Source organism: Novosphingobium sp., from assembly GCF_036820275.1.
Classification (GTDB): domain Bacteria; phylum Pseudomonadota; class Alphaproteobacteria; order Sphingomonadales; family Sphingomonadaceae; genus Novosphingobium.
Genome location: NZ_DAISLT010000028.1, coordinates 1 through 26,795 on the forward strand (window position 1 = coordinate 1; position 26,795 = coordinate 26,795).

Genomic DNA, 26,795 nt, shown 5'->3' on the forward strand with positions numbered 1-26,795 from the left:
TCGTATACCCTTCCTCTCAAGAGTTAGGGCCTCCGGCAATCCCGGAGCGGTTCAACCAATGGCGTTTATCAATCTGTATAAGAGCAACAAGGTGGCGCTCGGATTTACAGATTTCGAGAGTTTTGCCCTCAGTTTTCACGCGCACGGGTTTGAGCTTGCTGGGCTCAAGGGGTAGTAGCGAACCGTCATCGCTCATCATCCAAAGACGGCCATCTGCGAAAACCGCGCGGCTTATAGCCCGCATTTGATATTGTTCGGCCTTGGCTGGAGCATCAGCACTGTTAAATGCCCACACCCCGGCGATACCGGATCCGGTGGCAACAACAAGCATTGCTACAAGCAATGGACGAAATGCTGGTCTTTTCATCTTGGAAACATGCCCGAACGATGGTGCAGGTCAATGGCCGCTTCCCCCGACGTTTCTGTCATAGGCGACGCGCAGCCACGCTCCCGAAACCGGAATGGCAGGATTGCACGATTTTAATCCGAGAGCAGCCGTTGCGGACACGCCGACAATGCGGACACTCCCAGACGGCCAAGACTAGTCAATCCACACCGACCATGTACACTGGTTCTATGATCCTGTTACCTGCCACTATCATGCTGTCGCTCGCTGTTTCCAGAGCAAGTGTTGAAGGCGACTGCCATGTGCGACCTCCCGACTTTTTGAGTGGCGAACAATACTGGAGCAGCATACCGGAGATTTCCGAACTTCCGGTCAAAAACAGGATTTATGTCCTGAAGTCAGGGCAAATTACCTGGAACCATGCCGTTACTACAATCGATGAGTTGGAAACTTTATTAAGGAAAGTCAGCGACTTCGATCCGCTGCCCCTTACGCAATTGGAGTGGGATGCTGGAGCACCCTGCGATAGCCTTGAACTCGTGCGCAGCATGATGCGACAGCGGCTAACGTGTGCCAATACACGAAATTGTATGGAAGGCGCGGATCCAAGAGAATTGTCACCGCCAAGCCAACTCTGAGGTCTGCTCCCGTTGCCAAGAGGAAAGGCAGATTTTCAGAATTCTAATCTGACACTCACCGTTCCGGACACGCCCCTATGATGACACTTCGGGGCGCTACGCTCTCAAAGACTGCGGCCCATCGGTATGTCGTCTTCCACCGCGCCGTTCGGGAGCCGCACACGGCCGACCAACCGGCCTTCCCGTATGAACCCGAGACGTTCATAAAGTCGAAGAGCACCGGCGTTGCCAGACCGCGCCGTCAATTCGACCCGTGTTATTGCAGGAATGACTGACGCCGCTGCTTCGAAAAATGCGGCAAACAAGAGCGAGCCCACGCCGTTTCCCTGCGCTTCGGGGTGAACAGCGATGGTAAGGTCACCCAGCACATGATCGAATTGCCTTGGCCCAAGGCGAGCCGCATGAATCTCGCCAATGAGATGGTCATCGTGAAAAGCGCCCAGCGTCACTCCGGTTCGCCATGCGCGTTCCACGAAGGCTTGGACATAGTCTATAGTGATCTCGTCGTGAGATCGGGCCAAACCCGAACCCTCTATTGACGCGGCAGCCTGATGAAGAGCGAAGACGATTGGCGCGTCTACGGGGGTCAGCGGACGGATGTTACAGGCGATCATGCTGCTATTTAGTCAGGACGGCCAAGTTGGGCAACACTCTGCCAGATGTTCCCAGCCAACGATCATTTTCAGGAAGGCAGCGATCCCCGGCCTCGCCCAGAAACGGTCAGTCTCGCATCCCGACTTTTGGGCCATTCGGGCCGGGAAGCCAGCTTGCCATTTCCAGCCGTCCAGTCAGGCGCCGTCTGCCAGCTTGCGGGATCGTAGGAATGGCCGTTGAGCGTCTTGAATGGGTGCTAACGGCCGATAGTCCTCACCCACTCCCTCATATCAACTGCAAAACGGCTCAACTCGCTTTCATCCTCGAATACCGAGTGACCTGCTGCATAGATTTTGGAAACACGGCGGTCCGGTCCGATCCCGGCATGGTCGAGGGCGAACTGTCCGGCGGTGACCGGGGTGGTGATGTCGTAGTACCCGCCCACCGTCATCAGCTTCATCCCCGGCTTTTGGGCCATGGCCTTGGCAAGGAACGGCGCGAAGCGGACGGTGCGGTAGACTTCGCCCCGGCCCCAGTCCCACTTGAAGTTGATGCCAAGGTTGAGTGTACGATACGTGCTCGGCAGCGCGTAACCGAGGTCCTTGCCGATATAGTCGGCGATCAGGTGGCCGGTCTCCGCGCCCAGCGTCATCGAGGGATCGTCGAAAGGCGGGTGCATGTTGGATTCCGCGATCGCGCGGGTCGCACGGCCGTCGAGCTGCCCGGTGCGCAGTCCCTTGGCGGCAAGCAGGCCCAGCATGAAGGACTGCCGATCGAGTTGCAGCCCGTCCTTCGCCAGTTCCGCGGCCGGAAGCCCGATCAGTTCCGACATCCGCGCGGCGACTTTGGCCCGCTCCCCTTCGGCAAGCGAGGCACCGGCGATCAATGCGCGAGCATAGTCGTTCTCCGCAAAAGAGCGCGCTTCCGCGAAATGTTGTTCGACAGACCTGCCCTTGCGATCGATCGCCTGATGATACCATGCAACGGCAGCCAACGTCGGCAGCAGCGACACGTCAGCGATCACCGGCCCGTCGTTGTCGCCCAGCGAGAGCGAGAAGAGGGCCACGCCGTCGGGCAGCGGCAACCCGGCCTTGCCCTCGGCATCGAGCATGGCCGCAGCGCGCGCCGTGCCGTAGCTCTCGCCCACCAGCGCGAACGGCGCGTCGGTACGGCCATTGGCACGGCGCCAGCGCTGGACCACGTCGGCCACGGCCGCCGCATCTCCGGAAACCGAGAACAGGCCGGATGCATCGGCACCCTTGACCGGCATCGACGCGCCCGTTCCCGGAGGATCGATGAACACCAGATCGGCGACGTCGAGCAGGCTGTGCGGATTGTTCTCCAGCCGCGCGCCATCGCCCTTGCCGACGATGCGGCGCGGACCGAAGGCATTCATGTGGAGCGGCGAGGAAGAGGCGCCCGGTCCGCCGTTGAAGAAGAACAGCACCGGCCGCTTCGCCTTATCGGCGCCTGCACCGCGCGCTGAATAAGCGTAAGTGACGACAACCGCCGCCGCCTGCCCCTTCGCATTGACGACCGGCGTTTCGGTGACGATCGCATCGTAGGATAGCTTCCTGCCGCCGAAGGTGCCTGAATGGCGCGTCACCACGACCTTGTCGCTGGCCGCCGCGCGCTCCACCATCGGCTCCATGGCCTTGAGAAACACCGGCGGCATCGGCAGGCTCTCATCCTGCGCCAGCAGCGGAGCCGCCGGCAGGAGAGCGGCGAGAGCAAGCAGGCTGGAACGCACGAAAACGGTCTTCTTGGCGGACATTGCGTCAGGTTCCGATCAGGAGGGGTTGGCTCAGGATAAAGTCGGCAGGGCGGCGATCAGGCGCTCGATGTCGTCCATCGAGTTGAACCATGAAGGGCAGATGCGGAACCGGTTGCGGCTCAGCGTGATCGCCACGCCTGCCCGGTTCAGCGGTTCGGCCAATGTCTTGTGGGCATCCGGCAGGACGCAGGTGAGCAGCGGGCTGCGGCAATCCCGCGGCGTCGCCACCTCGTAGCCCTTGGCGGGCAGCGCCTCATGTAGGCGGCGCAGCATGGGCTGGCGATGCGCCATGATCCTGTCCACGCCGAGTTCGAGCAGCTTCGCCAGCGACCAGTCCAGCTGCGCCATCACCGCGTGGGAATGGGTGCCCATGGCGAACATGCCCTCGGCATCGGCGCGCGGCGTCATGTCGGCAATCGTCTGCCCCGGCTCGTCATAGGGATAGACGTGCGGCTTGAAGCCATCGAGCTGATAATAACCGAACCGCTTGCGCTTGAGGCGCGCCAGCCGATCCGGACGGACATAGAGGAAGCCCAGCCCGAAATCGCCCATGAGCCACTTGTAGCTGGCCGTCGCGGCGAAATCGACGCCGCTGGCCTTGACGTCGATGGGCACGGTGCCGGCCGCATGAATGATGTCGGCATAGACCAGCGCGCCGCGCGCGTGGGCGATTTCGCAGATCCGCTTCAGGTCGTGCTCGAAACCGTTGTAGGTCGAGACCAGCGAGAGGCTGACCAGGCGCGTGTCGGGGCCGATCGCCTTCTCGTAGGCATCGGGGTCGATGCGTCCGGCCGTCGGGCGGATCCAGCGCACGTCGACGCCCTGCTTGCCGAGTTGGTCGTAGAGCCAGAACGAGCCGAAGAAATGCAACGTATCGGTGACGACGCTGCCCTTTGCTGCTGGCAGATCGAGCGCGTCGACGATCGACTGTTCGCCGGCCGTGGTGCTCTGGACGAAGGCAAGGTCTTTCGGTGCGGCATTGATGAGGCGTGCGAAGGCCGCCTTGATCCGCACTTCGGTATCATGGCTCGACCATTCGCGCATTTCCGCACGCGACTGGAAATAGGCATCGACCGCAGCCTTGGCCGGGAGAGGCACCGGATGCATCGTGCCGGAGTCGAGGTAGACTTTCGCCATCGGCGCGAAATCGCCCGGCTTCGCGAACGAGGTCGGTGACGCGGCAAGCGCCTCTCCTGCCACCGCCGGAGCCAATGGCAGCAATGCCGCCCCCCGCAACAGCGTGCGGCGGCAAAGCGCGGGTTCGGAGGGCGAATCGGATCGCTGGATCATTTACGCATCCTAGGCAAAGGCTTGCGCATAAGAATTGCGCATTTCAGGTGTTAGTGCGCAGCCCATCACGGCGATGTACCGGACGCTATCAGGACGATAGTGCCGTTCGTGCATAAACTTGCCTCGACATCTCGGCTAGGCTTGCCGGAAAGCAGAACCCGTGAAAGGCCGTCCATGCCAGCCAAGTCCAACCGCCTGCTCGGCGCCGCACTGTTTATCGCCGCGCTTGCAGTGTGTCCCCAGGCCCATGCGGGAGGGGCGGAGAGATCCTGCGCTCCGGACGAAGCCGGTGCCTCGGCCCACCTTGGCAAGCTGGACTATGCCGCCTGCGCCGGCACGATGGCAATCTCCGATCGCCAGGGCGCCACGCAGGCCGACCTCTTCTACACGGCCTATTTCGCAAGTCGTCCGCCCCCGGAAACGCGGCCCATCACCTTTGTCTGGAACGGCGGTCCCGGCGCGGATTCCCGCCTGCTCCAGTTCCATGCGCTCGGCCCGCGAACGCTGCACGGCGCCGAACTGGCCGACAATCCGAACAGCATTCTTCCCGCAGCGGATCTCGTGTTTCTCGACCCTGCCGGGACCGGCTTCAGCCGGGCAACCTCGGACACGGCGGCCAGGAAGCTCTATTCCACCACGGCCGACAGCGACGTCACCGCCACCTTCATCCTGACGTTCCTCAGGAACCGAGGCCTTGCAGGTTCTCCCGTCTACCTCGTCGGCGAAAGTTTCGGCACCTGGCGTGCGGCGAGCGTAGCGGAAACCTTGATCGAAGCCGGCCAGCCGGTCGCCGGGATCGTGCTGGTCTCCGGCGGCATCCCGATGGGGGAGGAACGCGACCGCTCCCTGATGCGCGCGCTGACCCTGCCCAACCGCACCGCCACGGCCCTTGCCCTCGGCAAGCTCGACCCGGCCTTGTCGGCCCGCCCCGCCAAGACCCTTGCCGATGCCGAGAAATGGGCACGCGACGTCTGGTATCCCGCTCTCGCCCATCCCGAAGCGCTCGACGACCGCACGCGGATGCAGGTGGTGGCGGGCCTGGCGCGCTACACCGGCCTCGCACCCGCCGCGATCGACAGGCAGACGCTCTGGGTCTCGCCGCAGGACTTCCGCACGAAGCTGCTGGCTTCGGAGGGCAAGATGCTGGGCATCTTCGACATGCGCCGCACCGCGCCGCCTGCCGACGAAACCGCGGGAGATGCCGCCATCCTCAATTTCTACCGCGCGACGCTCGGCTATCGCCAGGGCCAGTATGCCGGGATCGAGGTCCCGGAACTGCCCGTCGGCAACGACTGGCAGTACGATCAATCGCCGATCACCAAGGAATCCCTCGCCCGCGCCATGGCCGGCGAAGGTCCGCCCAGCGCCTCGCAGCCCTGGGTCCTGCGCGCCATGGAAAAAGCCCCTGCCATGCGGGTCATGGTGGCGACCGGCCTTTACGACTCCCTCAACGGCTGCGCCGCCAACCGGCAGGCCGCCGCCGATTTTCCCCGGGCCCTGTCAGAGCGGATCACCGCGCACTGCTATCGCGGCGGCCATATGATGTATGAGGAACCCGCTGAGGCCGTGCAATTCGCAAGCGACCTCTCAGCCTTTATGCGCAATTCACATTCTTCCGCAGAGTGAGGCTAGAAATTTCGCGATCACACTTGAATGCGAAATTTCAATTCAAACGCCCTTGCCCGTACATCGCACAACGCAACCCCCTCGCTGCCTGTCTGCGCTAGTCTCTCGATCAGGGATTAAAAATGCATAGAGCAATGAGGGGTAGTTCGATGATCCAGTCACGCATGGAGAGGGTCGGCCTGGCGGCCCTTCTGGTTTCCACCGCCGCCGCCGCACTGCTGACCACACCTGCCTTCGCGCAGGACCTTGCGCCGGAAGCCGACGAGACCACTCCCACCACGGACATCGTCGTCACCGGATCGCGCATCCGCCGCGACGCATCGGACGAGACCGCCCCGCTCAATGTCGTCGACAGCCAGACGATCGCCGATCGCGGCTATATCAGCGCCTCGGAAGCGCTGAACCAGCTCACCTCGAACAGCCCCATGCTCAACCAGGCCGACGGCAGCGGCGAGGGCAGCGGTTCGGGGCAGCAGTTCCCCAACCTCTTCGGCCTGGGCGCCGGGCGCACGCTGACCCTGCTCAACGGCCGCCGCATGGTGACCAGCTCCTCGGGCCTGGGCGACGCCCAGGTCGACGCCAACATCATCCCGCTCGGTCTGCTGGACCGGGTCGAAGTGGTGCAGGGCGGCGGCGCGGCGGTCTACGGATCGGACGCCATCGCCGGCGTGGTCAACTACGTGCTGAAGGAAAGCTTCGAAGGCCTCGAACTCGATGGCCAGAACGGGATTTCCTCGCGCGGGGACTATCACACCTACAGCCTGCGCGGCACTGCGGGCAAGAACTTCGCGGGCGGCCGCGGCAATGTCGCCATCGACCTGAACTACGCCCGGTCGCCGTCGCTGATGTTCGCCGCGCGCCCGCTTTCCGCGCTCGGCCGCCTGACGGTGAGCAACCCGGCAAACACCACCGATCCCAACGACGGCATCCCGGCACTCAAGGAACTGCTCGACGCGCACTTCTGGGAATTCAACACCAACGGCGTCCTGTTCAACACGCCCGCCCCCTTCACCCGCTTCCTGACCCAGTCGAACGGCACCCCGCTCCAGTTCGATCCCAGCGGCAACGTGGTGCCCTACGATCCCGGCACCGATGTCGGCATTCCCTTCTCCAGCGGCGGACAGGGCTTCTCCTATCGCGATCTCGCGGGGCTGCGCACCGGCGTGCAGCGCTTCACCGGCAACCTGATCGCGCACTACGACCTGACCGACGCGATCACCCTGCGCACCGAACTGCTCTATGCCCACACCGAGGGCACCGAGATCCCGCAGGGCCAGAGCCGCACGATCCTGAACTACGGCACTTACGCTGGGCCGGTGATCTTCACGATCGACAATCCCTACCTGACCGACCAGGCCAAGGCGACGCTCTCGGCGGCCCGTCCGGCCTTCGCGGCCGGTGCGCCGCTGTTCCTGTCCAAGTACTTCAACGACCTGACGCCGGACAACCTCCAGCGCTACAAGACCGATACCTATCGCGCCCTGCTCGGCGTGGACGGCGAGTTCTCGGCCGGCAGCCGCAACTTCTACTGGTCGGTCTCCGGCAGCTATGCCCGGGTCGACGGTTCGCAGCGCCGCTGGGAAGTGGACAACGCCAAGTATGCCAACGCCATCGACGCGGTGCTCTCGGGCGGCCAGATCGTCTGCGGCATCAATGCCGACGCCGACACCACCAATAACGATGCCGCCTGCGCGCCGATCAACCCGTTCGGCAACGGCAATGTTTCCAGCGCCGCGCAGAAGTACGTAAGCGTCCGTGCCGGTCTCGACTACCGCAACGAGCAGACCGACTTCCTCGCCACGCTGGGCGGCGACGTGGTCCACCTGCCGGGCGGCACGGTGAAGTTCAGCCTCGCCTACGAGCACCGTGACGAGCAGGTCTCCTACAGCCCGCTCGCGGCCAACCGGCAGGGCCTGTTCGGCGGCGGCACTCTGGAAGTCGCGCAGTCCGCCAGGTACAATACCGACGAGCTTTCGGGCGAACTGCTGATCCCGCTGATCGACAGCGCGATGAACGTGCCGATCGTGCGCATGCTGGAAGCCAGCGCGGCGGGCCGCCTCGTCGACAACTCGATCGCCGGCAAGGAACAGGTCTGGGATCTCGGCCTGCGCTGGCAGCCGGTGGACGGCATTACCCTGCGCGTCAGCCGCAGCCGCAACTTCCGCGCGCCGACCCTGGCGATGCTCGCCGCGCCGACTGCGACGACGCTCGATTCGATCGGCTTCGACCCTTGCGATGCCGATCGCATCAGCAGCGGGTCCAACCCGTCCGTACGCTACGCCAACTGCCTGGCCGCCTTCACGGCAAATCCGGGCTACGGCGTGGAAGCGGACGGCACCAATGCCGGTCTCAGCCCTGCCGAACGCCTCGCCCGCTTCCAGGATCCGGCCGAGAACTTCCCCCGCTCCACCATCACCACCGGCGGCAACGCCAACTTGCGCAACGAGATCTCGGATACCTTCACCTACGGTATCGTGCTCCAGCCCAAGTTCATCCCCGGCCTGACGATCAGCGCCGACCGCATCGAGATCGACCTGAAGGACGGCCTCTCGGCCTTCACCACCGAGGACTTCACGGCCGCCTGCTACGACAATACCAACCCCGATCCGGCGGTCTGCAATGCGTTCTCGCGCATCGCCTCGTCCGACGGCGTGAGTCCCGGCGGCACGATCCTGACCGGCACGACCACCACCTTCAACGCCGGCGTCATCAAGTATCGCGGCGAAGTCTACGCCGTCGACTACACGTTCGAACCCGGTCGGATCGGTGCGTTCCATGTCGGCGTGAACGCCACGCACAACACCCTGCTGACCACCTCGGTCACCGGCGAGAACTTCATCCGTACCGACAACACCTACGAGAAGCCGACCTGGGAAGGCCGCTTCAACCTCGACTGGACCAAGGGACCGGTGCGGGTGAGCTATCAGGCCTACTACCTCGACAAGACCCGGGCGGCCTACGACGCCACGATCGAAACCAACCCCAACCCTCTGCTCGACAGCAACCTGACGCATTCCATCTCGGCGCAAGTCGAGGCGGGCCGGATCACCTTGCGTGCCGGCATCGACAACTTCACCGACAAAGCCCCTTCCTACCCGCAGATCGCCTATGGCGACATCCTCGGCCGCCGGTTCTGGATCGGCGCCAAGCTGAAGATGTGACGGGTTCCGGCGGCGTCGGGGAACATTCCCTTCCCGGCGCCGCCGCCAACCCCGAACACTCGGCACAATCCGGCAGATACGAGACAATGGCTTCCCGCCCAGACGACCACATTGCGAAGTCCTATGCCCAATGGGTTAGGCGCTCTATCCTCCGGAACAACAATTCCCGCAGCCTTCTCGTCAGCCTGTTCGAAAGCTCGGTTCCCGAGCCGAAGGAGCTGCTGCGGGACGTGCTTCTCGAAGGCTTCGCGGAGGGGATCACCGCCCGCTACGCCAGCACTTTTGTGAAGGGCAATCCCTATCTCGTGGCCGCGCTGGCCCGCGACTACGGCGTGCGCGAGGAACAGGTCCTCACCACCACCGGCGCCACCGGCGCACTTTCGCTGATCTACCGCGCGTTGCTGTCGCCGGGCGACCGGGTGCTGGTGGAGAACCCCAGCTTCGAGCTGTTCGGCAGCCTGGCCGAGGCCAGCGGCATCGCCGTGGACACGTTCCAGCGCCCCGCGCCGCGCTTTGCGATCGATCCTCGGGAAGTCGAAGCCCGGATTCGCCCCGAGACGCGGATGATCGTGATCTCGAACCTCCACAATCCCTCCGGCATGGCAGTGGACGACGCCGCGATCATTGCTCTCGGCGAAATCGCCGACCGGCACGACCTGATCGTCGTCGTGGACGAAGTCTACGCGCCTTATGCCGGAACGCGGCTTCGCCCGGCCGCCTCGCTCGGCACCTCGCCGCGCCTCGTTTCGGTCAACAGCCTGACCAAGATCTTCGGCCTCAGCAGCTTGCGCTGCGGCTGGATCGTCGGCGACGAAAGCGTGATCACGCCGGTGCGCGAACTGGCGCAGGAGGTCGATTTCGCAATCTCCAACCTTGCCCACGCCGTCTCCGCGCTCATCGTCGAGAACCCCGCGCGCTTCCAGGAAAACACGTTCTCGGTGCTGGCCAAGGCCCGGCCGATCATCGCATCCTATCATGCCTACTGGCTCGCCGAGGGGCTGGCCGAAGGCGATCTGCCGGAAAGCGGCTGCATCGCCTTTCCCCGCCTTGTCGGCATTGCGGATACCGAGCGTTTCTCCGGCTGGCTTTCCGACCGATGCGGAGTACTGGTGGCGCCGGGGGAATATTTCGGCGCGCCCGGACATGTCCGCCTCGGCTTCGCGATGGAGCCGTCGCGCCTCGATTACGGCCTTCAGGCCCTGACCGACGGCCTCCTTACCTATCGGGAAAACCACAGGAAGCTGGAAACGCCATGACTTTCACGACGCCGCAGCCCTTCGGTCGCAAACAGAAGTCTCCGCTGCGCCTGAGGGTGCTGACGGGGATCGCGCTTGTCGCGGCGTCTGCCGGACCCATTCCGACGCAAGCGGCCGAGCCGCCGGCCGAAGGGGTCCTCATTGATGCGCGGGTTTCGCAACCCGATGCCGCGCATCCTGTCCGCGCCGAGCTGGGACTCGTCCCTGTCTCGGCCGGCGCGGACAGTTCCCCCGCCACCGCGGGCTACCTTTCCTACACCCGCAGGAATGCCGGGCCGGGCCGACCGGTGATATTCGCCTTCAACGGCGGTCCGGGCGCTTCGGCCTCCTATCTGCACATGGGCCTGCTCGGCCCGGTGCTCGCCCATGTCCCGCAGGACCCCGCCGCTACGACCGCGGAGTCCGGCGGCACCCTGCCCGGCCCATCGAAACTCTATGACGTGGCCGACGTGGTCTTCATCGACCCGCCCGGCACCGGCTTTTCCCAGCGCCCGGCAGGCGCCGCCGCCGCGCCCTACAGCACGGTCGAAGGCGATGCGAACGCCGCGGCCGATCTCGTCCGGCAATGGCTCGCCGCCCACCGGCGCCTCGATGCGCCGGTCTACATCCTCGGCGAAAGCTACGGAACGATCCGCGCCGTCGCCATGCTCGATGCGCTCGGCAAAAAGGGCCTCGCCGCCAACGTGCGCGGTGTCGTCCTGCTGGGGCAGGCGCTCAACATGATCGAGACCTCGCAGCGCCCCGACAACGTGGTGACTTACGCCGTATCGCTGCCGACCCTGGCTGCGATCGCCTGCTACCACGGCATGGTGAAAGCCCCCTGCACCGCCGAAAACGTGACCGAAGAGGCCGCCCGCTTCGCCCGCGAGGACTACCTCCCCGCCCTCTATCGCGGCCGCGATCTCCTCCGGGCCGAGCGCGAGCGCCTCGCCGCCCGCCTCGCCGAACTGACCGGCATCCCCGCCGCGTTCTACCTTGCCAACGACCTGCGCATTTCGAAGGAGCGCTTCCGCGTCGAACTGCTGCGCGCGAAAGGCAAGGTCATGGGACGCTACGACGCCCGCTATCTGGCCGACCGCCCCGCCGACGTCACGACGATGATGCCGGGTGACCCCTCCTCCTCCATCTCCGATGCCTTCGGCAAGGCGATGACCGGCTATCTTGCCGACACGCTCAAGGCGCCCGGCGCCGATGCCTACAAGGTGATCGCGCGCTTCGACGGCACCTGGAGCTACGGCAGCGAGGATTCGCCTTTCGCCGACTGGCCGTTCATGTCCGTCGTCGAGCGCCACGCAGCCGGCAATGCCTGCCTGCGTCTGTTCGTCGGCACCGGCATCTACGATACCACGACGACGATCGGCGCGGCCGACTATCTCTTCGCGCAATCCAGCCTGCCGCAGGCGCGCTATCGCAACGCGCGCTATGTCGGCGGCCATGTGTTCTACTCCGACGACGGCAGCCGCGCGCGGTTCCAGTCGGATCTCGTCGATTTCATCAAGGCGGACAGCTGCCGGGGGGCACAAAAGTGAGCGAAGCGGAACAGGCCCTGCGCAAGGGTATCGGCCTCTGGGGCGTCGTCTCGCTCGGCCTCGGCACGGCGGTCGGCGTCTCGATCTTCTCGGCGGTATCGCCCGCCACCGCGCTCGCCGGACCGGCCATGCTCCTCTCGGTCGTGATCGCGGCGCTGCCGATGTATCTCATTGCCGTGAGCTACGCCTACCTCGGCTCGGCCGATCCGGTGTCCGGTGCCAGCTTCGTCTGGCCCTCGCGCTATCTCCATCCGACACTGGGCTTCTTCATCGCCTGGATGCGCATCATCGCCAACATGGGGGCGATGGTGGTGCTGGCACTCGTACTGGTTCGCTACGTCTCGATGCTGGTGCCGCTGCCGGTCAAGCCGACGATGTTCGCGGTGCTGGTGCTGGCCCTGCTGGCCAATCTCGTCGGCGTCCATGTCGCCACCCGCGCGCAGACGGTGATGGTCGGCGCGCTGATCCTGCTGTTCGGCCTCTTCGTGGTCTGGGGCGGTTTCACGGTTTCCGAACCCGTCCGCCTGGAACCGTTCCTGCCCAAGGGCCTCCACGGCGCCTTCGCCGCGGCACCGCTGCTGATGGGCCTGTTCTTCGGCATCGAGGCGGCAACCGAGGCCGGGGGTGAAGTGGCGAACAGCCGCCGCAACATCCCGATCGGCATCGCGGTCGCCATCGGTTCGGCCACCGTGCTCTATGTCGCCGTAGCCTTCGTGGCCCTCACCGTGCTCGGACCGGATACGCTGGCAGGCAGCGAAGCGCCGATCCTCGACACCGCCAAGCGCTTCATGGGACCGCTGGCCGTCCCGGTCATCGTGCTCGCCGCCATTGCCGCGATCGGCACCAGCCTGAATTCGATCTTCACGATGTTCAGCCGCAGCCTCTTCGCCATGGCCGAAGCCGGGGTACTGCCGAAAGCGATCGCCCGGGTCCACCCGCGTTCGCACGTACCGCACATGGCCTTGTTCACGGTGTTCGGCATCGGCTGCGTGGGGCTGCTCATGCCGATGGAACTGACCTTCCTGTTCCTCGCCGTGAATATCCCCAATCTCGCGAAGTACGGCAGCATCTGCCTCTCCGCCGCGCGGGTGGCGCGCGATCATCCCGAGCTTCATGCCGGCGCGGGCTTCCGTCCGGCGCGCGGCACGATGATGACGCTGGGGCTTGCCGGAGCGCTCTGCGCGCTCGGCCTGATCGTGATCGGACTGGAGGCGGACTGGCGCCCCTATGTCCTGCTGCTGGTATGGGGAGGCGTGGGCGCGATCTGGTATTTCGTCCGCCGACGCGGCTAGTCTTAAGGAACGCCGTTCACGAAAAGAGGCAGGGAGCCATGTGCCCCCTGCCTCTTTTTCGATTCAGAACGCGAAGTCCTCGTGAGCCTCCGCGCCCGATCCATGGATCAGCGCAACGGGCTTTGCCTCGACCTTCGGCAGGATGATCCTGGGCGCTTCGGCGAAAGGCTTCACGCCCACTTCGCTCCAGATCTCAGAGGGGAAGTAGACCGTCCCGCCCTTCACCACCATCGCCATGCGGTGGATCGCCGACAGGTCTTCCAGCGGGTTTCCATCCAGCAACACGAAGTCGGCATACTTGCCCTTCTCGACCGAGCCGTAGGACTGATCGCGGTGCATGTACTGCTCCGGCCCGAGCGTGCCGATCTTCAGCACATCGGCGACGGGCAGCCCTGCCTCGGCATAGATCTGCAACTCACGGTGGACCGACAGCCCCGTCGCATCGTCAGTGCCCGGCAAAAGCGTGATGCCGCGCCGGTGCATGTCGCGCAGCAGCGCCTTGATCGTCACGAAGGCGCCGTCATAGCCGGCGGCATCTTCGGGCGTCTTGATCGGGGCAATGCCCTGACGGCGATTGCGCTGCACGCCGACGGGCAGATGGTCGAAGTACCCCGCCACCGCCGGGCTGACCTTGCCGTCCCGGCTCATCATCAGCAGTTCCAGCGTCACCGCCGTGGGATCGAGCGCGATATGCTTCGTTTGCATCGTGTCGAGCGTGGAAGCGACGCGCGGCGAGGCGAGATCCAGCCCCGCCGTCCGCCGCATGGCCGTGAGGCGCAGCGGCGTGCGGGTATCTTCCTTGGGATCGAGCACCCAGCCCAGCATGAGCTGGTTGATATGCGTCACTTCGTCATAGCCCGCCGCGATCATGGCATCGGCATTGGTGAAGGCCGGGATGTGTCCGGTCACTCCCATGCCCAGCCGCTTGGCCTCCCTGACCACGCTCGGCACCCAATCAGGGTTGAAGCTGTTGTAGATCTTCACCTGCCAGTAGCCGCGCGCGCCATACCAGCGCACCGCGTCGAGCGCCTCGGCCTCGCTGCCGGCGATGAAGCCGTTGCGCGAGCTGTAGGGACTGCGCCCTTCGAGGAAACCGTTGCGCACGATGCGCGGCCCCGCCACCTCGCCCGCCTCGATACGGTGTGTCAGGTCGATCAGGAAGGCATTCTCGTTGCCCATGTCGCGCACGCTGGTCACGCCCGAGGCGATGTAGAGCAATGCGGACTGGAGCGAGACGTGGGCATGCATGTCATGCAGTCCGGGTATGACCACCCGGCCCGCACCTTCGACCGTGGCTTCGCCGGGCGAGGCGGGACTGTCGAGCGGCTCGACCGAGGCGATCCTGTCTCCGAAGACGACCACCGAAACCGGATCGCCCAGCTTGCCGCTCGCCGGATCGAAGACCCGCACGTTGCGAATGCGGATCGGCGCATCGTAGTTGTGCGCGACTTTCTTCTGGATCGCCGCGAAGCGTTCCGCAGACCGGGTTGCGGCGATCTTCGCCAGCTCTCCCGCATGGGAGACCAGATCCTCGCGGACGGTGGCGCTGGTCGGCGAGTAGGTCGCGACCAGCGCACCCTTGTCGTCCAGCAGGATCGCACTGGGCGTCAGGCCGATGCCCTTGACGAGGAAAGCGCGATAGGCCGTGCCGCCCAGCGACACCGGCGCTTCCTCTTCCAGCGAAAGCGCTCCGCCGGGCGCGGCGGGCAAGACATGGTCGCCATCCGCCAACAGCGCACGGGCATAGATCCCGAGTGCGAACGGGCTCCCTTCCTGCGCCACATAGAGCGTCGGCACCCTCGCCTGCATCGCGCCCTTGCCGGTCGTGTCCACCCAGGACAGCCGCTTGCCCTTGGCGATGAACCGCTCGTCCACCTTGTTGCCGAAAGTCGAGGTGCCCTGGAGCGCCCAGCTTGTCGGCAGCCCCTGTGCATCGAGCACGATCGTCTCCTGCATGGTGGGGCCGCGACCGTTGCTCTTGACGTCGTGGTCGATCGAAACCGTATTGCCCGCGATCTCGGCATAGACGTGACCGACGTTCTCGCCGTTGTCGATCACCGCGAAGCGCTGGCTTTCCGCGTGGAGCGTGGCAGTCGTCAGGGCAAGCGCCGAGCAGGCGAGCCAGCGCAGGGCTGCGGTTCTTTTCATCGTCATCCGTTCCGGCTCTTGTGCGTCTGGTAGATATGGGCGGCCGAGGCGAGGTCCTGCACGGCGTGACCGAGCGACTTGTAGGCCGTGATCTCATCGGCGCTCCGGCGGCCGGGAACATGGCCCAGCAGGACTTCACCGATCTCCGCGACGATGTGGTCGTCGCCGACCACGCCTGCGTCCCTGGCGACGAGAAACTCCGCCGCCGCATCGAGAGCGGAAGCCTTGCTGTCGGCAATGAAACGGGAGGCGAGGACCAGCGCGCTGTCCACCTCGACCGGTCCCGGACCGCTGGAGCCGACGATATTGACGTGGGTGCCGGGCCGCAGCCATGCCCCGTGCAAAATAGGCTGGCGCGCGCCGGTGAGCGTGCAGATCACATCGGCCTGGCCTGCCGCCGCCCGGGGATCGGGCGCGACTTCCACCGGCAGACGGCCCTGCCAGGCCTCGACCACCTCGCGCGCCTTGGCGGTATCACGTCCCCAGATCAGGACCCGCTCGAAACGGCGCACCAGCGGCAGGGCTTCGAGGTGGGAATGCACCTGCCCGCCGGTGCCCATGAGCAGCAGGACTTCCGCATCCTCGCGCGCCAGCGCCTCGGTGGCGACGGCGGTTGCGGCGGCGGTGCGGATATGGGTGATCTCCTCGGCATCGGCGACGCAGACCGGGCGCCCTTCGAGCGGCTCGAACAGGGTGACGATGCCGCGATGGCGGCGCACGCCGGGATTGTCCGGCTCCGCGAAGACGCTGATGAGCTTGGCTCCGAACATCCCCCGGTCGGACAAGGCTCCGGGCATCTGGGCAAAGGTCCGGCCTTCGCCCATGTGGATCATCGTGCGCAGCAGCTGCCGCGTCTCGCCCAGCGACAGCGCCTTCATCGCCTCGCGCACGGCCGCGATGCAGGAAGGATAGTCGAGCAGCGCGCGCACGTCCTCCGCATCGAAGACCGCCAGTTCGCTCCGTTTCATATGCCGACCCGCCCCTGTTGCCATTCACCGGTTTTCATCGTGCATCCGTGATAGCGCCGGGCGGCAAAATATCTCTGCCTTTGTTGCGCCCGATCGCTTCCCTATGGCATGTTCAAACCAACAATCGACAACAGGGAGCATAATCTTGCCTGCCGAACTCGACCGGCTCGACATGAAGATCCTCGATCGCCTCCAGATCGACGCCTCGGAATCCTCCAGCGAGATCGCCGACCGCGTCGGCCTTTCACAGTCGCCCTGCTGGCGGCGGATGCAGCGGCTGAAGGAAGAAGGCTACGTGCGCCACACCGTGGCGGTTCTCGACCGGGAGAAGTTCGGCGAGAGCATGTTCATCTTCGCGCAGCTCAAGATGTCCCGCCTGTCCGACGAAGAGCGCGACCGTTTCGTCCACGCCGTGGAAGCGACCCCCGAAATCCTGGAGGCCTATACGCTGTTCGGAGAGATGGACGTGATGCTCAAGGTGCTTGCCCCCAACATCGCCTGGTATCAGAACTTCACTTTCCGCACGCTTTTGCGGCTGCCGGGAGTGGAAGACGTGCGCTCCACCGCGACCCTTTCCGAACTGAAGTGCACGCATCGACTGCCGCTGCCATCGTTGCCGTCCTGATCCGTGCCGGTGCGCATATTTCATGCACGCCGCCGGTGCGCCGCGGCGTTCTTTGCACATTTCCGTTCGGAACCGCCTGTTAGCCTCCGGTCATGACATCGCCCCGCTCCGCCCTGCTCGCCGTGCTTCTGGCCTCGGCTCCGTTCACCGCCGCACGAGCCGCCGATGCCCCGGACATTTCCATTACCCTGGCGCCCGTCGCCGACCCCCGCGGCGCGCTCACCCGGATGGACGTCTCGGTCCGCTTCGAAGCGCCTCCGCAAGGGGCGGCACTGGCGGCCATCGCGGTAACCGCGAACACCGTCGAAACCTCGGCTAGGAGCATGACCGCCCTTGTCTTTTCCGACGCCAGGGGCGTTCTGCCCGTCGAAGCCCGTGACGCGGAAAAGGATGGCGACAATCTGGAGCGGACGTGGAAGCCGCTCCGCCCAGTCGAAGGCCCTGTGACGGTGGCCTACCGCGTCTCGATCGACCCCACGCAACCCGGACTGGCCAAGCCCCAGTACGAACTGCGTGCCAGCGACGGCGGCCTGTCCGGAGCGGGCAATGCTTTCCTCATCCTGCCTGCCGACGAACGGCCACGCGCCCTCTCCGTTCACTGGGATCTCGCGCGCGCCGGGAAGGATGCACGCGGCGTTTCCAGCATCGGCGCCGGGGACAGCCGCAGCAGCCGCCCTTTGCGCGCCGACCAGATCAGCGGCAGCTATTATATGGCCGGTCAGGTCGGCACTTACGCCAAGGGCACGTTCTTCGGCACCTGGCAGGGGCGCTTCGGGTTCGACGGCCCCGAACTGATGGATTGGGCCGCGCGTCTCCAGAGCTTCTACGGCACGTTCTTCGACCAGCGCCCCGCCAGCTTCGGCGTCTTCGCCCGCACCAATCCGGTCAATCCCGGCAGCGGCATCGGCCTTACCGACAGCTTCGCCTTCACCTTCAGCGAAAAGACCCCGATCGCCGACCTGGAGAGCCTGCTGGCGCACGAGATGGTCCACGCCTGGATCAATTCCCTGAGCGATTCCATGGATGCGCCGGGCGGCCTCGGCCTCTCGTGGTTCGGCGAAGGGCTGGCCGTCCACTACCAGCGTCTGCTGCCCTGGCGCGCCGGGCTGATCTCGCGGCAGGCCTTTCTGGACGATCTCAATTCCACTGCCGCGCGCTATTACACCAATGCCCTGATCGCGACCCCGAACGACCGGATCGCCGAGGGGTTCTGGAAAGACACCCGTATCCGCGTGCTGCCCTACGACCGGGGATCGCTCTACTTCGCTTCCGTGGACTCAGAGATCCGCGCGGCCTCGCAGAGCAAACGCTCGCTCGACGATCTTGTCCGGCGGATGCTGGCCGAGCGCCGCGCCGGTCATGCAATGGACCTGACGCTCTGGAAGAAACTGCTCGGTCAGGAACTCGGCGCAAAGGGCCTCGCGGATTTCGACGCCATGCTGGCCGGCGGCACTGTCCTGCCCCCTTCCGACGCCTTCGGCCCTTGCTTCAAGCGCGTGACGAAGCCGCTTAAACGCTTCGACCTTGGCTTCGATCCGCTGATCCTCGTGACCCCGGATCGCGTGGTGAAAGGTCTCAAGCCCGGCTCCGCAGCCGAAGCAGCGGGACTGCGCGACGGCGACCGCATTCTCAACCGCTTTCCGCAGGACGCCCTGCAAGGCGATCAGGACGCCGCGCTGACGCTCGACATAGAGCGGGACGGACAGAAACTGAGCTTTACCTACAAGCCGCGCGGTGAAACCGTCGATGCTTATCAATGGGCAAGTTCTGCACACGGCTGCGCAACGAACTGAAAGAGGGGCGATGCGTGCGAGACGCGCTTGAGCCTCGGTCCGCGCGACCTCGCCATCGGCAACAGCCTGCTGCGATCCGACCTGAGCCAGATTGGTCAGCGAATTGGTCGGCACTCCACCCGCGGCGGTGGGAGGAACCACGATTTCGCCGGTCACCTGCCGCACCTGCCGCACCTGCCGCACCTGCCGCATCTGCCACGCCGAGCCTCCGCCTGCCGGCTGGATCACAAGGCCAAGTCGCTGCTGCGCCTGAGGCTTCAGGGTCACCCGCGATCATGAGGCCGGACATGCCGGACAGGATCTTCGCCGAGGCGAAGCTGGTGGCGGCCAGGCTGGAGCCGCAGAAGCGGTTTAGCGTGACGCCGCCCGCCTTCACGTCGTAGCCTGCGTCGAGCGCGGCCATGCGGCCGATGTCGCCGACTTGCAGGCCGATCGCAGCGGAGACGCCCCAGATCACGTCGTCCACCTCGGCGGTATCGAAGCGGTTGCGCTCCTTCAGCGCGGCGAGGACGGCGGCGGAAAGCGTGCTTTGTGGCACCCGGCCTGTTCTGTCCGGGGGCATGCTGGCTCACTTGGGAAATTGCAGTTGGAGGTCTGTTTCCTATCGCCTTGGCGATTGCTTTCAGGTGAAAGCATATCGCGGGGGCGGGGCCTCGGGCAATCGCGGGCGGTGCGCTTGACGATCCCACGGCCGGCGCCGACATTCTCTCGAAAAGCAAGGCGAAGGGGAGGGCGTGGAGGAAGTGGAACGCGGGGAGCCGTCCGTCGATAGTCTTGCACCTTCCACGGCGGAGGGCGGCGCTTTTGCACCGCTCCGAGAACCGACCTTCCGGAGGATATGGACCGCGAGCCTGTTCTCCAACTTCGGGCAGCTCTTCCTCGGCGTCGGTGCGGCATGGGAGATGACCCGGCTCAGCAGTTCGCCCAGCATGGTTGCGCTCGTACAGTCCGCGATGATGCTGCCGCTGGTGCTGGTGACACTTCCCGCCGGGGCGATAGCAGACATGTTCGACCGTCGCCGCATCGCCATGACCGGCCTGACTTTCAGCGCGATCTGCGCGGCTGTGCTGGCGGGCATCGCCTTCCTCGGCCTCGTCACGCCCTGGTTGCTGCTGGGTTTCTGCGTGCTGATCGGCGGCGGCGTCGCGCTCTATTCGCCCTCGTGGCAGGCCTCGATCCCGGAACAGGTCTCGCGTGCGCACCTGCCCGCGGCTGTCGCGCTGGGCACGATCAGCTACAATGTCGCGCGTAGTTTCGGTCCGGCGCTCGGCGGGCTGATCGTGGTGATCTACGGGGCGAAGGCGGTGTTCGGCATGACCGCGCTGCTCTATCTGCCGCTGCTCTTTGCGTTCTTCCTCTGGCGCCGTCGCCATGTCCCGTCGCGCCTGCCGCCGGAGCGGATGGACCGCGCGATCGTCGGCGGCGTGCGGTATGCGTTTCATGCTCCGGCGATCCGCACCGCGCTGGTGCGGGTGCTCGTCTTCGGGCTCAGCACGGCGACCGCTTCCGCCCTGGCGCCGCTGATCGCGCGCGACCTCCTGCATGGCGACGCCTCCATTTTCGGCGTGCTGCTGGGCGCGCAGGGCGTGGGTGCCGTGACCGGCGCGCTCTTCGTCAGTCGGATCGGCGAGGCAATCTCGACCGAACTGGCCTTGCGGATATTCGCAGTCGGCACCGGCCTCGCGCTCGTCACGATCGGGATGAGCCACGAGATCGTCCTGACTTGCGCGGCCTTTCTGGTGGTCGGCGCCTGCAACATCCTGACCATCGCGATGCTCAACGTGACCGTGCAGCTTTCGGCGCCGCGCTGGGTGACGGCGCGGGCGCTTTCGCTGTTTTCCTCGGCGATTACCGCGGGGATCGGGCTGGGCGCCTGGGCCTGGGGGGAAGTGGCTGCCGGCCGCAGCGTGGCCTTCGCACTCGTGGCCTCGGGTATCGCGGTCGGCGCGACGGCGCTGCTCGGCCTGCTCCTGCCCGTCGGCAGCGATCTGGCCGATACCGCCGAAGTCGCGCTCGGTCACGAACCGGCGGTCGGGATGGCGCTGACCCTGCGGTCCGGTCCGGTCGTTATCGAAGTCGATTACGACGTCGATCCCGAGCGTGCGCGGGACTTCTACGCGGTGATGATGAAGATGCAGTCGATGCGAAAGCGCAACGGCGGCTTCGAATGGTCGCTCGCGCGGGACATCGCCGCGCCCGCACTCTGGACCGAGCGCTACCATTGCCCGACCTGGGGCGACTACTTGCGCCTGCGCGACCGCTTCACCCAGGCCGATATCGAGCTTCAGAAGCAGGCGGATACGTTCAACCGCTCGCATCCCGGCAGCCGCGTGCGCCGCCGCCTCGAACGGCCTTTCGGATCGGTGCGGTGGAAGGCCGAATCCCCCGACCCTCGGCAGGAAACCGTGAGCTGGATGACGCCCTGAACGATCCCGAATGGACGAACTTGGAGAGAGACGATGGCGGAAGACCGGACCTGGCGCGTGATCCAGTGGGCGACGGGCAATGTGGGCAGCCGCGCCTTGCGCACGGTGATCGAGCATCCGCGCATGGACCTCGTCGGGCTCTGGGTCAGTTCGCCCGAGAAGGTCGGCAAGGACGCGGGCGAACTTTGCGGCTTGCCGCCAACGGGCGTGAAGGCGAGCCATTCGCTCGAAGAAATGGCCGTGCTGGATGCGGACTGCGTGCTCTACATGCGACAAGGCACCGACTTCGACGAGATTTGCACCTTGCTGGCATCCGGCAAGAACGTCGTCACCACGCGGGGAGACTTTCACAATCCGGCGCGGATGGACCCCGCGCTTCGCGAGCGGGTGGAAGCAGCCTGCCGGGCGGGGAACGCCTCGATCTACAGCACCGGGTCCAGCCCAGGTTTCGTGACCGAAGCGCTGGCTATTCCGCTGCTGTCGCTCCAGCGTTCGCACGGGCTGCTCACCATCGACGAGTATGCCGACGTATCCAGCCGCAATTCACCGGAAATGCTGTTTCAGGTCATGGGTTTCGGCGCGCCGATGGCGCCTTTCGACCAGCGCCGGGCCGAGCATCTCAAGGGGGACTTCGGCAGTTCGCTCTCGCAGATCGCGGATGCGATGGGCCTCAAGGTGGACGAGATCGAGGCCGTGGGCGAGCTTTCGCCGGCGCGGCGCGACCTGACGATCGCGGCAGGCACGGTCGCCGCCGGGACAGTGGGCGCGATGCGCACGACGATAACCTGCAAGAGCGGTGGCCGTCCGGTCCTGCGCTTCCGGGCGAACTGGTACGTCACCCGGGATATCGAGCATGACTGGGACTTGCGCGAATCCGGCTGGCGGATCGTTACCGAGGGGGACACCCCGGTGAAAGTGGACGTGACTTTTCCGGTCTCCGGGGAAGACTATGCGGCCTATACGCCGGGTCTTACCGCGCACCGGCCGGTCAACGCCGTTCCCGCCGTCTGCGCCGCGCCGCCGGGCATTCGAACGACGGTCGATCTGCCGCAGATCCTGCCGATCTACGGGTAGATTTTCACGCCCCCGTAAAGGCGTGGTTGCGAAACAGCGCGATCGCGTCCTTCTCGGTCTCGGCGCCCTTGGCGGTCGTCGACATGCCGAGGCTCTCGGCCCGCGAACATCAGTTCATGACACAAACCAATTTCGGCAAGAGCTATGTTGCGTTCAGCTCCGCTTCTGGAGAACGTCCAGACATGCATCGTGCATACGATTCAGAATAGCCTCTAAATCTTCAATGTCCTTTTCAGAAACCCCTGCAAGCATCAGCCGTTCACTGGCGTGGATACAGTCTGCAATCCGATTGATTTCGGCTTCGCCTGCCGCAGTTGCATACAGACAATAGCGTCGACCATCATCCTCGGATCGACGTCGTTCGGCCCAGCCTTTTTCCTCAAGTGCATTCACGAGCGGTACGACATTAGACTTATCTGTCCCGCTTATTTGCGCAATTTCCTTCTGCGAAATACCTGGGTTGCTCGCAATCAGGGCCAGAGTCGAGACGACACCGGATCGCATATTAGGCTCGGCGTCATGGAAAGCCCTCGTGAGCAGGATATCGACGCGCCGCAAACGAATACTGATAAGATCGGATAGCGGGCCGATGCTCCACTCTCCAAGCGAGAGATCCGTATCACGACGAAGTATCTGCTTCTTCCCGCCCATGCTCTGCCTTCCCGTCCGCAGCAAGCGGCACGAGGCATGCACGACTGGCTGGAAAAGACCGCGTTTGGATGCCAAGCACGCACGCGTCAACGCAGATCAGCTGTGCATTGCGACAAACCGGCCCTGGCCGATCCCATCGTCAGCAAAAGGCCAGGCAGAACGAGCCGTCTGGTTCCAAGGCCTTCGATCAGCGCACAATTATCTCCTTCTGCCGCTGGCAGGATCATGTTCGCTTTTCGCAGGAAGACGCGCCGCCCTGTAAAGCGGCGCGCGATTTGCTTCACGCGTTGAGATAAACCTCGTTGTCCTCGGTCCCGCCATCGACGGGACCATTTTCGTTCACCGCCCAGTTCACGAAGCGATGGAGGGGATACATGCCGTCCCATGGGGTGCCGAAGGTGGAAGGCCCCGCTTCGCCCAGCGGGCACACGCGCTGCGCCCCGCCTGCGCTCAGGCGGTCGCGATAGTCCGCCATGCGATCCGACGGATAGAAGCCGATCGTCTGGGTCGCGACATTGACGTAGCGGACAGCGTCATCGAGGGAGTCGACCCGCACGACATTGCCGATCTTGTTGATCGGGTGGAAGTCCACCGGCTGGTCGGAACGGATGACCAGCCCCTTGCCGTCGGACCGGCCCCAGACGCCATATTCGTCATCCATCATCATCAGCGCCTCAACCTCTTCCTTGAGGTCGGAGGAGAGAGGGCGCACGTCGCCCGAGAGCGCCGCGCGCTCGGCGATACGGCGATGGAATTTCTCCGAGAACCGGTCGACCAGATCCTGCGGCCCCTCCACGAATTGGAAGCGGCTGGCGGCGCAGGCTTCCTGATTGAGCATCATGAGATCTGCGGAAGCGCGGTCGGCTGCAGCCTCCATCGTCTCCTCGGATACCAGCGCTTCCCGACCGATCATGGAGATCGAGGTCTTGGGATCGAAGGACACCAGCTGGAAGCCCGGCCCGATATATTTGACCACATTGTTGATGGCGTCGCCGCCGCCCCAGGCCACGATCTTGTCGAAATACTGGGGGCGATAGATGACGTTCTCGACCGCGGCGTCACCGCCGCGCCAATAGGCGGCCGACATGGAGCGAACGATGGGATGCTCCGGGTCGATCGCCGCCATGGTGCGCAGGATGGCCACCATGTAGAAGGGATCGGCCGAAGACATCTTGAACAGGTTGATCCCCTTGACCAGCGCGCCCTGCGCGACCGACTTGATCGCCACGCCGGGCGAATTGCCGGGCAGCACATGGATCAGCCGGGGTGCGAAGGCGCGGACCCATGCCTTGCGCCCGGTGAAATCCTGCAGAGGCACCCACCGGTCGAGCGCGCGCGTATCGGGGAAGTTCTGCTCCAGCTCGGCCTTGAGGATACGCTTGTCGAGATAGGCAACCGCATGTTTGCCGACATTCTCGAACACGCTGCGTGGCAGGATGTGGGTTGAGGCCATGCGGTCGAAACAGTCATGGACATGCTCGTTGTCCGGCGCGACGAGGCGCTGCCCCGTCTCGACGAGGAAATCGATGATCTCGTCCGTCGGCACATTGAGAAGTGGCGGCACCTCCGTCCGAGGCGGAATCGCCTTATCGAAAGCGAAGCGCGGCGTGGCGAAGCTGACGCCCAGGTCACGGGAGCGGTGGATGCTCTCGTCCCCCTCGACGACCTCGCCCCGATAGAAGAAGGGCGCGGAAACGGTGAAGTCGGAATGTTCGCTCATGGTCGGTTCCTCTTCACGAAACGCCGCGGACATAGGCATCGACCGTGCCTGCGCAGCCGATCTTGTCGTCGCCTTCGAGGTCGGCGTAACGCGCGATATTGTCCCGGATGGAGGGACTGCGCTGGCCGCAGGCGCAGGGACGATAGTCGACCGAAATCTTGTCTCCGGAGATCACGCCCCCCCAGCGTCCATCGAGGGAGAGATCGAAGAAGGCGGCACGCCCCTCGACTTCACTGTTCCAGTCATGCGCGATCAGCGCGCTACCATCCTTGTCGAGGATGAGCGGCACCACCCAAGCCGGGATGTGATAGCGATTGCCTTCGCGGCATTTGGGCATGCCGGAATTCAGTTCCTGCATGGAGTAATTCTGGAAATCTCGGTTTGCCGGGATGTTGAACGTCTCCTGCACGAATTCCTTATAGTCGTCGGGCAGCTTTGCGCGCTTGAGACCGCCGCCCACATAGATGGCGTTGTCGGGGTGGAAATCCTTCCCGCTGAACCCCTTGTCGCGCACGGCCTTCGCCACGGCATGGAGGCCGCTCCACAGGCCTGCGATCATCAGCTTCTTGTCGCGATTGGCGATCAGGAAATCGGCGGTGGCGGGCACGGCCTCCTCCACAGCCTTCGCGCGCTCGGCCGAGATACGCTCGAAGTCGGCGATTTCGTCCGGCCGGGCGGTGCCGTCCGCGATCTTCTTGCGCATGACGACCTGCCCCGTGAGGGCGCCCACCGTGATCGGTGGCACCGGATAGTGCCATGCCTCCCAGGCGGGATTGGCAAATGCCGCGCGCTGGGCCGCCGCGATTTTAAGGTTCTTGGGCACTGCCGCGACCGGGCCGGTACCGACCTGCAACCTGTCCTGCGCAGGCTCCACGCCCGACCCCCAGGAGAAGACACCGACCGTATCGGCCTGCGACCAGACCATGTCCTTTTCCGAGGCGATCAGCATGGCCGATTTGCCGGTCGTGCCGCTCGAGGCGGAGACATAATGGCCCGCGGCTTCCAGCCGCGCTATCCACTCGTCGATGCCGGCGATCCCGGCCGTGTCGATCGTGATGGGATAGGGCGAAACCGTTCCCAGCCATTTCGTCAGCCGATCCCATTTACCTTCCGTCAGGAAGCTCTCAGGATAGCTCTTGTAGGCGGTATGCGGGAGGAGCAGCGGGACGATGTCCTCCAGCGCCACGACCTGCGTCAATTCTGCCTCGCGTGCCCGCATGGCCAGCAGCTTGATGGCGTCTTTGCGCTCCTGGAAACGCTCGTTCAGCGCCTCGACCTGAGCATCGCGCAACTCCGCCGGATCGTAATCGAAACGCTTCTCGTCTCGCGCCATCGCGGTGAGTTTGTCGGCAGCTGTACCCATCGTGACCTCCTGCAATTCCACATCTTCAGGTCAGCCCTGAAATTCATGACACCAATGAGTTTCGTTAGAACGCCTGCCGGAACAGCAGCCGAGACTCATAGTTTATCATCTAAACTATCTCCACTCGATGGCGATCGGTCAAGCGCGAAGGGCAACTGAACTCAAAGGACCGGCTCAACGATGCTTGGTCACCTGCGCCGACGACACCCCGCTCGCCCGATTGCTGAAATGGCTGCGCAAATAGCTTGCAACCGCTGCGACATCCTCGCCCGACAGGCGCTTGCCAAAGCCCGGCATCCGCGTTCGTCCAGATGTGAAAGGCGGCGGCGGCAATTAGGGGCCGTAGAGGATTGCGTTCAGCAGTGAAGCAGGGTCTTCCGCCTGCACGATCGCATTCTTCTCCAGCGACACGCCCGATATCCGGTCGCCATTTCCATCAGGCAGGTGGCATCAGCACCTCGCTCATCGGACCGTGGGCCACCACATGTCCGTTCCGGCTCGTCGTCAGACAGTCGGCAATG

20 protein-coding genes and 1 pseudogene are annotated in these 26,795 nt (G+C 64.7%); 11 read left to right on the forward strand and 10 right to left on the reverse strand.

Annotated elements, in window-relative coordinates; genetic code table 11:
• Positions 1 to 16: 16 nt before the first annotated feature.
• On the reverse strand, positions 17 to 367 hold the full coding sequence (locus V7066_RS19440; protein ID WP_334184634.1) for a hypothetical protein: 351 nt from the start codon (positions 365 to 367) through the stop codon (positions 17 to 19).
• A 233-nt stretch (positions 368 to 600) separates the two neighbouring features.
• Here V7066_RS19440 and V7066_RS19445 point away from each other — a divergent pair, with 233 nt between their 5' ends.
• Positions 601 to 984, forward strand: coding sequence for a hypothetical protein (locus tag V7066_RS19445; RefSeq protein WP_334184635.1), 384 nt, complete (start codon positions 601 to 603; stop codon positions 982 to 984).
• 104 nt (positions 985 to 1,088) lie between these two features.
• On the opposite strand, the gene V7066_RS19450 is transcribed toward V7066_RS19445, so the two are convergent.
• From V7066_RS19450 to V7066_RS19460, 3 genes are all read right to left on the reverse strand, one after another.
• Positions 1,089 to 1,598, reverse strand: a complete 510-nt coding sequence (locus tag V7066_RS19450) for a GNAT family N-acetyltransferase (RefSeq protein ID WP_334184636.1) — start codon at positions 1,596 to 1,598, stop codon at positions 1,089 to 1,091.
• A 236-nt stretch (positions 1,599 to 1,834) separates the two neighbouring features.
• Positions 1,835 to 3,352: a S10 family serine carboxypeptidase-like protein gene (locus V7066_RS19455; RefSeq protein WP_334184637.1), complete on the reverse strand. Its 1,518-nt coding sequence runs from the start codon at positions 3,350 to 3,352 to the stop codon at positions 1,835 to 1,837.
• 30 nt (positions 3,353 to 3,382) lie between these two features.
• Positions 3,383 to 4,642 carry an aminotransferase class V-fold PLP-dependent enzyme gene (locus tag V7066_RS19460; protein WP_334184638.1) on the reverse strand — a complete coding sequence of 420 codons (1,260 nt, stop codon included), beginning with the start codon at positions 4,640 to 4,642 and terminating at the stop codon, positions 3,383 to 3,385.
• Positions 4,643 to 4,816: 174 nt separating this feature from the next.
• Between V7066_RS19460 and V7066_RS19465 the strand changes: the two genes are divergently transcribed.
• The 5 genes from V7066_RS19465 to V7066_RS19485 all read left to right on the forward strand — a co-directional run bounded on the left by V7066_RS19465 (position 4,817) and on the right by V7066_RS19485 (position 13,506).
• A complete protein-coding gene (locus V7066_RS19465) occupies positions 4,817 to 6,268 on the forward strand; it encodes a S10 family serine carboxypeptidase-like protein (RefSeq protein WP_334184639.1) in 1,452 nt (483 codons plus the stop codon).
• Positions 6,269 to 6,417: 149 nt separating this feature from the next.
• Positions 6,418 to 9,429: a TonB-dependent receptor domain-containing protein gene (locus tag V7066_RS19470; RefSeq protein WP_334184640.1), complete on the forward strand. Its 3,012-nt coding sequence runs from the start codon at positions 6,418 to 6,420 to the stop codon at positions 9,427 to 9,429.
• An 86-nt stretch (positions 9,430 to 9,515) separates the two neighbouring features.
• Positions 9,516 to 10,685, forward strand: a complete 1,170-nt coding sequence (locus tag V7066_RS19475) for a pyridoxal phosphate-dependent aminotransferase (RefSeq protein WP_334184641.1) — start codon at positions 9,516 to 9,518, stop codon at positions 10,683 to 10,685.
• Complete coding sequence (locus V7066_RS19480) at positions 10,682 to 12,214, forward strand: S10 family serine carboxypeptidase-like protein (RefSeq protein WP_334184642.1); 1,533 nt, start codon at positions 10,682 to 10,684, stop codon at positions 12,212 to 12,214. Before V7066_RS19475 ends, V7066_RS19480 begins: the two co-directional genes overlap by 4 nt.
• The gene (locus V7066_RS19485) at positions 12,211 to 13,506 is read left to right on the forward strand and encodes an APC family permease (protein WP_334184643.1); all 1,296 of its coding nucleotides are present in this window, start codon (positions 12,211 to 12,213) and stop codon (positions 13,504 to 13,506) included. The genes V7066_RS19480 and V7066_RS19485 overlap by 4 nt, the downstream gene beginning before the upstream one ends.
• Positions 13,507 to 13,569: 63 nt before the next feature.
• On the opposite strand, the gene V7066_RS19490 is transcribed toward V7066_RS19485, so the two are convergent.
• Together V7066_RS19490 and V7066_RS19495 are read right to left on the reverse strand one after the other, a co-directional pair.
• Complete coding sequence (locus V7066_RS19490; RefSeq protein WP_334184644.1) at positions 13,570 to 15,654, reverse strand: amidohydrolase family protein; 2,085 nt, start codon at positions 15,652 to 15,654, stop codon at positions 13,570 to 13,572.
• Between the two features lie 2 nt (positions 15,655 to 15,656).
• Positions 15,657 to 16,622 (reverse strand): ornithine cyclodeaminase family protein, encoded by a 966-nt coding sequence (locus tag V7066_RS19495; RefSeq protein ID WP_334184645.1) that lies wholly within the window; start codon positions 16,620 to 16,622, stop codon positions 15,657 to 15,659.
• A 145-nt stretch (positions 16,623 to 16,767) separates the two neighbouring features.
• Here V7066_RS19495 and V7066_RS19500 point away from each other — a divergent pair, with 145 nt between their 5' ends.
• From V7066_RS19500 to V7066_RS19510, 3 genes are all read left to right on the forward strand, one after another.
• On the forward strand, positions 16,768 to 17,247 hold the full coding sequence (locus V7066_RS19500) for an Lrp/AsnC family transcriptional regulator (RefSeq protein WP_334184646.1): 480 nt from the start codon (positions 16,768 to 16,770) through the stop codon (positions 17,245 to 17,247).
• Positions 17,248 to 17,339: 92 nt separating this feature from the next.
• Positions 17,340 to 19,040, forward strand: a complete 1,701-nt coding sequence (locus tag V7066_RS19505; RefSeq protein WP_334184647.1) for a M61 family metallopeptidase — start codon at positions 17,340 to 17,342, stop codon at positions 19,038 to 19,040.
• 27 nt (positions 19,041 to 19,067) lie between these two features.
• The gene (locus tag V7066_RS19510; RefSeq protein ID WP_334184699.1) at positions 19,068 to 19,319 is read left to right on the forward strand and encodes a hypothetical protein; all 252 of its coding nucleotides are present in this window, start codon (positions 19,068 to 19,070) and stop codon (positions 19,317 to 19,319) included.
• 34 nt (positions 19,320 to 19,353) lie between these two features.
• On the opposite strand, the pseudogene V7066_RS19515 reads toward V7066_RS19510, so the two are convergent.
• Positions 19,354 to 19,602 (reverse strand): annotated as a pseudogene (locus tag V7066_RS19515) (hypothetical protein); the annotation flags it as partial.
• Between the two features lie 181 nt (positions 19,603 to 19,783).
• On the opposite strand from V7066_RS19515, the gene V7066_RS19520 reads away from it, so the two are divergent.
• Positions 19,784 to 21,466, forward strand: coding sequence for an MFS transporter (locus tag V7066_RS19520; RefSeq protein WP_334184695.1), 1,683 nt, complete (start codon positions 19,784 to 19,786; stop codon positions 21,464 to 21,466).
• Positions 21,467 to 21,499: 33 nt separating this feature from the next.
• A complete protein-coding gene (locus tag V7066_RS19525; RefSeq protein ID WP_334184648.1) occupies positions 21,500 to 22,540 on the forward strand; it encodes an NAD(P)H-dependent amine dehydrogenase family protein in 1,041 nt (346 codons plus the stop codon).
• A 153-nt stretch (positions 22,541 to 22,693) separates the two neighbouring features.
• On the opposite strand, the gene V7066_RS19530 is transcribed toward V7066_RS19525, so the two are convergent.
• The 3 genes from V7066_RS19530 to V7066_RS19540 form a co-directional block, all read right to left on the reverse strand.
• The gene (locus V7066_RS19530; RefSeq protein ID WP_334184649.1) at positions 22,694 to 23,191 is read right to left on the reverse strand and encodes a MarR family winged helix-turn-helix transcriptional regulator; all 498 of its coding nucleotides are present in this window, start codon (positions 23,189 to 23,191) and stop codon (positions 22,694 to 22,696) included.
• Positions 23,192 to 23,471: 280 nt separating this feature from the next.
• Positions 23,472 to 24,911 carry an acyl-CoA reductase gene (locus V7066_RS19535; protein ID WP_334184650.1) on the reverse strand — a complete coding sequence of 480 codons (1,440 nt, stop codon included), beginning with the start codon at positions 24,909 to 24,911 and terminating at the stop codon, positions 23,472 to 23,474.
• A gap of 13 nt (positions 24,912 to 24,924) precedes the next feature.
• Entirely contained in the window at positions 24,925 to 26,274 is a 1,350-nt protein-coding gene (locus V7066_RS19540) for a hypothetical protein (protein WP_334184651.1), read from the reverse strand.
• Positions 26,275 to 26,795: the final 521 nt, after the last annotated feature.

Bases quoted from the DNA above. Each gene is read 5' to 3' on its own strand.
- V7066_RS19440 (WP_334184634.1), bottom strand. From the start codon at position 367: ATGAAAAGACCAGCATTTCGTCCATTGCTTGTAGCAATGCTTGTTGTT.
- V7066_RS19445 (WP_334184635.1), top strand. From the start codon at position 601: ATGCTGTCGCTCGCTGTTTCCAGAGCAAGTGTTGAAGGCGACTGCCAT.
- V7066_RS19450 (WP_334184636.1), bottom strand. From the start codon at position 1,598: ATGATCGCCTGTAACATCCGTCCGCTGACCCCCGTAGACGCGCCAATC.
- V7066_RS19455 (WP_334184637.1), bottom strand. From the start codon at position 3,352: ATGTCCGCCAAGAAGACCGTTTTCGTGCGTTCCAGCCTGCTTGCTCTC.
- V7066_RS19460 (WP_334184638.1), bottom strand. From the start codon at position 4,642: ATGATCCAGCGATCCGATTCGCCCTCCGAACCCGCGCTTTGCCGCCGC.
- V7066_RS19465 (WP_334184639.1), top strand. From the start codon at position 4,817: ATGCCAGCCAAGTCCAACCGCCTGCTCGGCGCCGCACTGTTTATCGCC.
- V7066_RS19470 (WP_334184640.1), top strand. From the start codon at position 6,418: ATGATCCAGTCACGCATGGAGAGGGTCGGCCTGGCGGCCCTTCTGGTT.
- V7066_RS19475 (WP_334184641.1), top strand. From the start codon at position 9,516: ATGGCTTCCCGCCCAGACGACCACATTGCGAAGTCCTATGCCCAATGG.
- V7066_RS19480 (WP_334184642.1), top strand. From the start codon at position 10,682: ATGACTTTCACGACGCCGCAGCCCTTCGGTCGCAAACAGAAGTCTCCG.
- V7066_RS19490 (WP_334184644.1), bottom strand. From the start codon at position 15,654: ATGAAAAGAACCGCAGCCCTGCGCTGGCTCGCCTGCTCGGCGCTTGCC.
- V7066_RS19495 (WP_334184645.1), bottom strand. From the start codon at position 16,622: ATGAAACGGAGCGAACTGGCGGTCTTCGATGCGGAGGACGTGCGCGCG.
- V7066_RS19505 (WP_334184647.1), top strand. From the start codon at position 17,340: ATGACATCGCCCCGCTCCGCCCTGCTCGCCGTGCTTCTGGCCTCGGCT.
- V7066_RS19525 (WP_334184648.1), top strand. From the start codon at position 21,500: ATGGCGGAAGACCGGACCTGGCGCGTGATCCAGTGGGCGACGGGCAAT.
- V7066_RS19530 (WP_334184649.1), bottom strand. From the start codon at position 23,191: ATGGGCGGGAAGAAGCAGATACTTCGTCGTGATACGGATCTCTCGCTT.
- V7066_RS19535 (WP_334184650.1), bottom strand. From the start codon at position 24,911: ATGAGCGAACATTCCGACTTCACCGTTTCCGCGCCCTTCTTCTATCGG.
- V7066_RS19540 (WP_334184651.1), bottom strand. From the start codon at position 26,274: ATGGGTACAGCTGCCGACAAACTCACCGCGATGGCGCGAGACGAGAAG.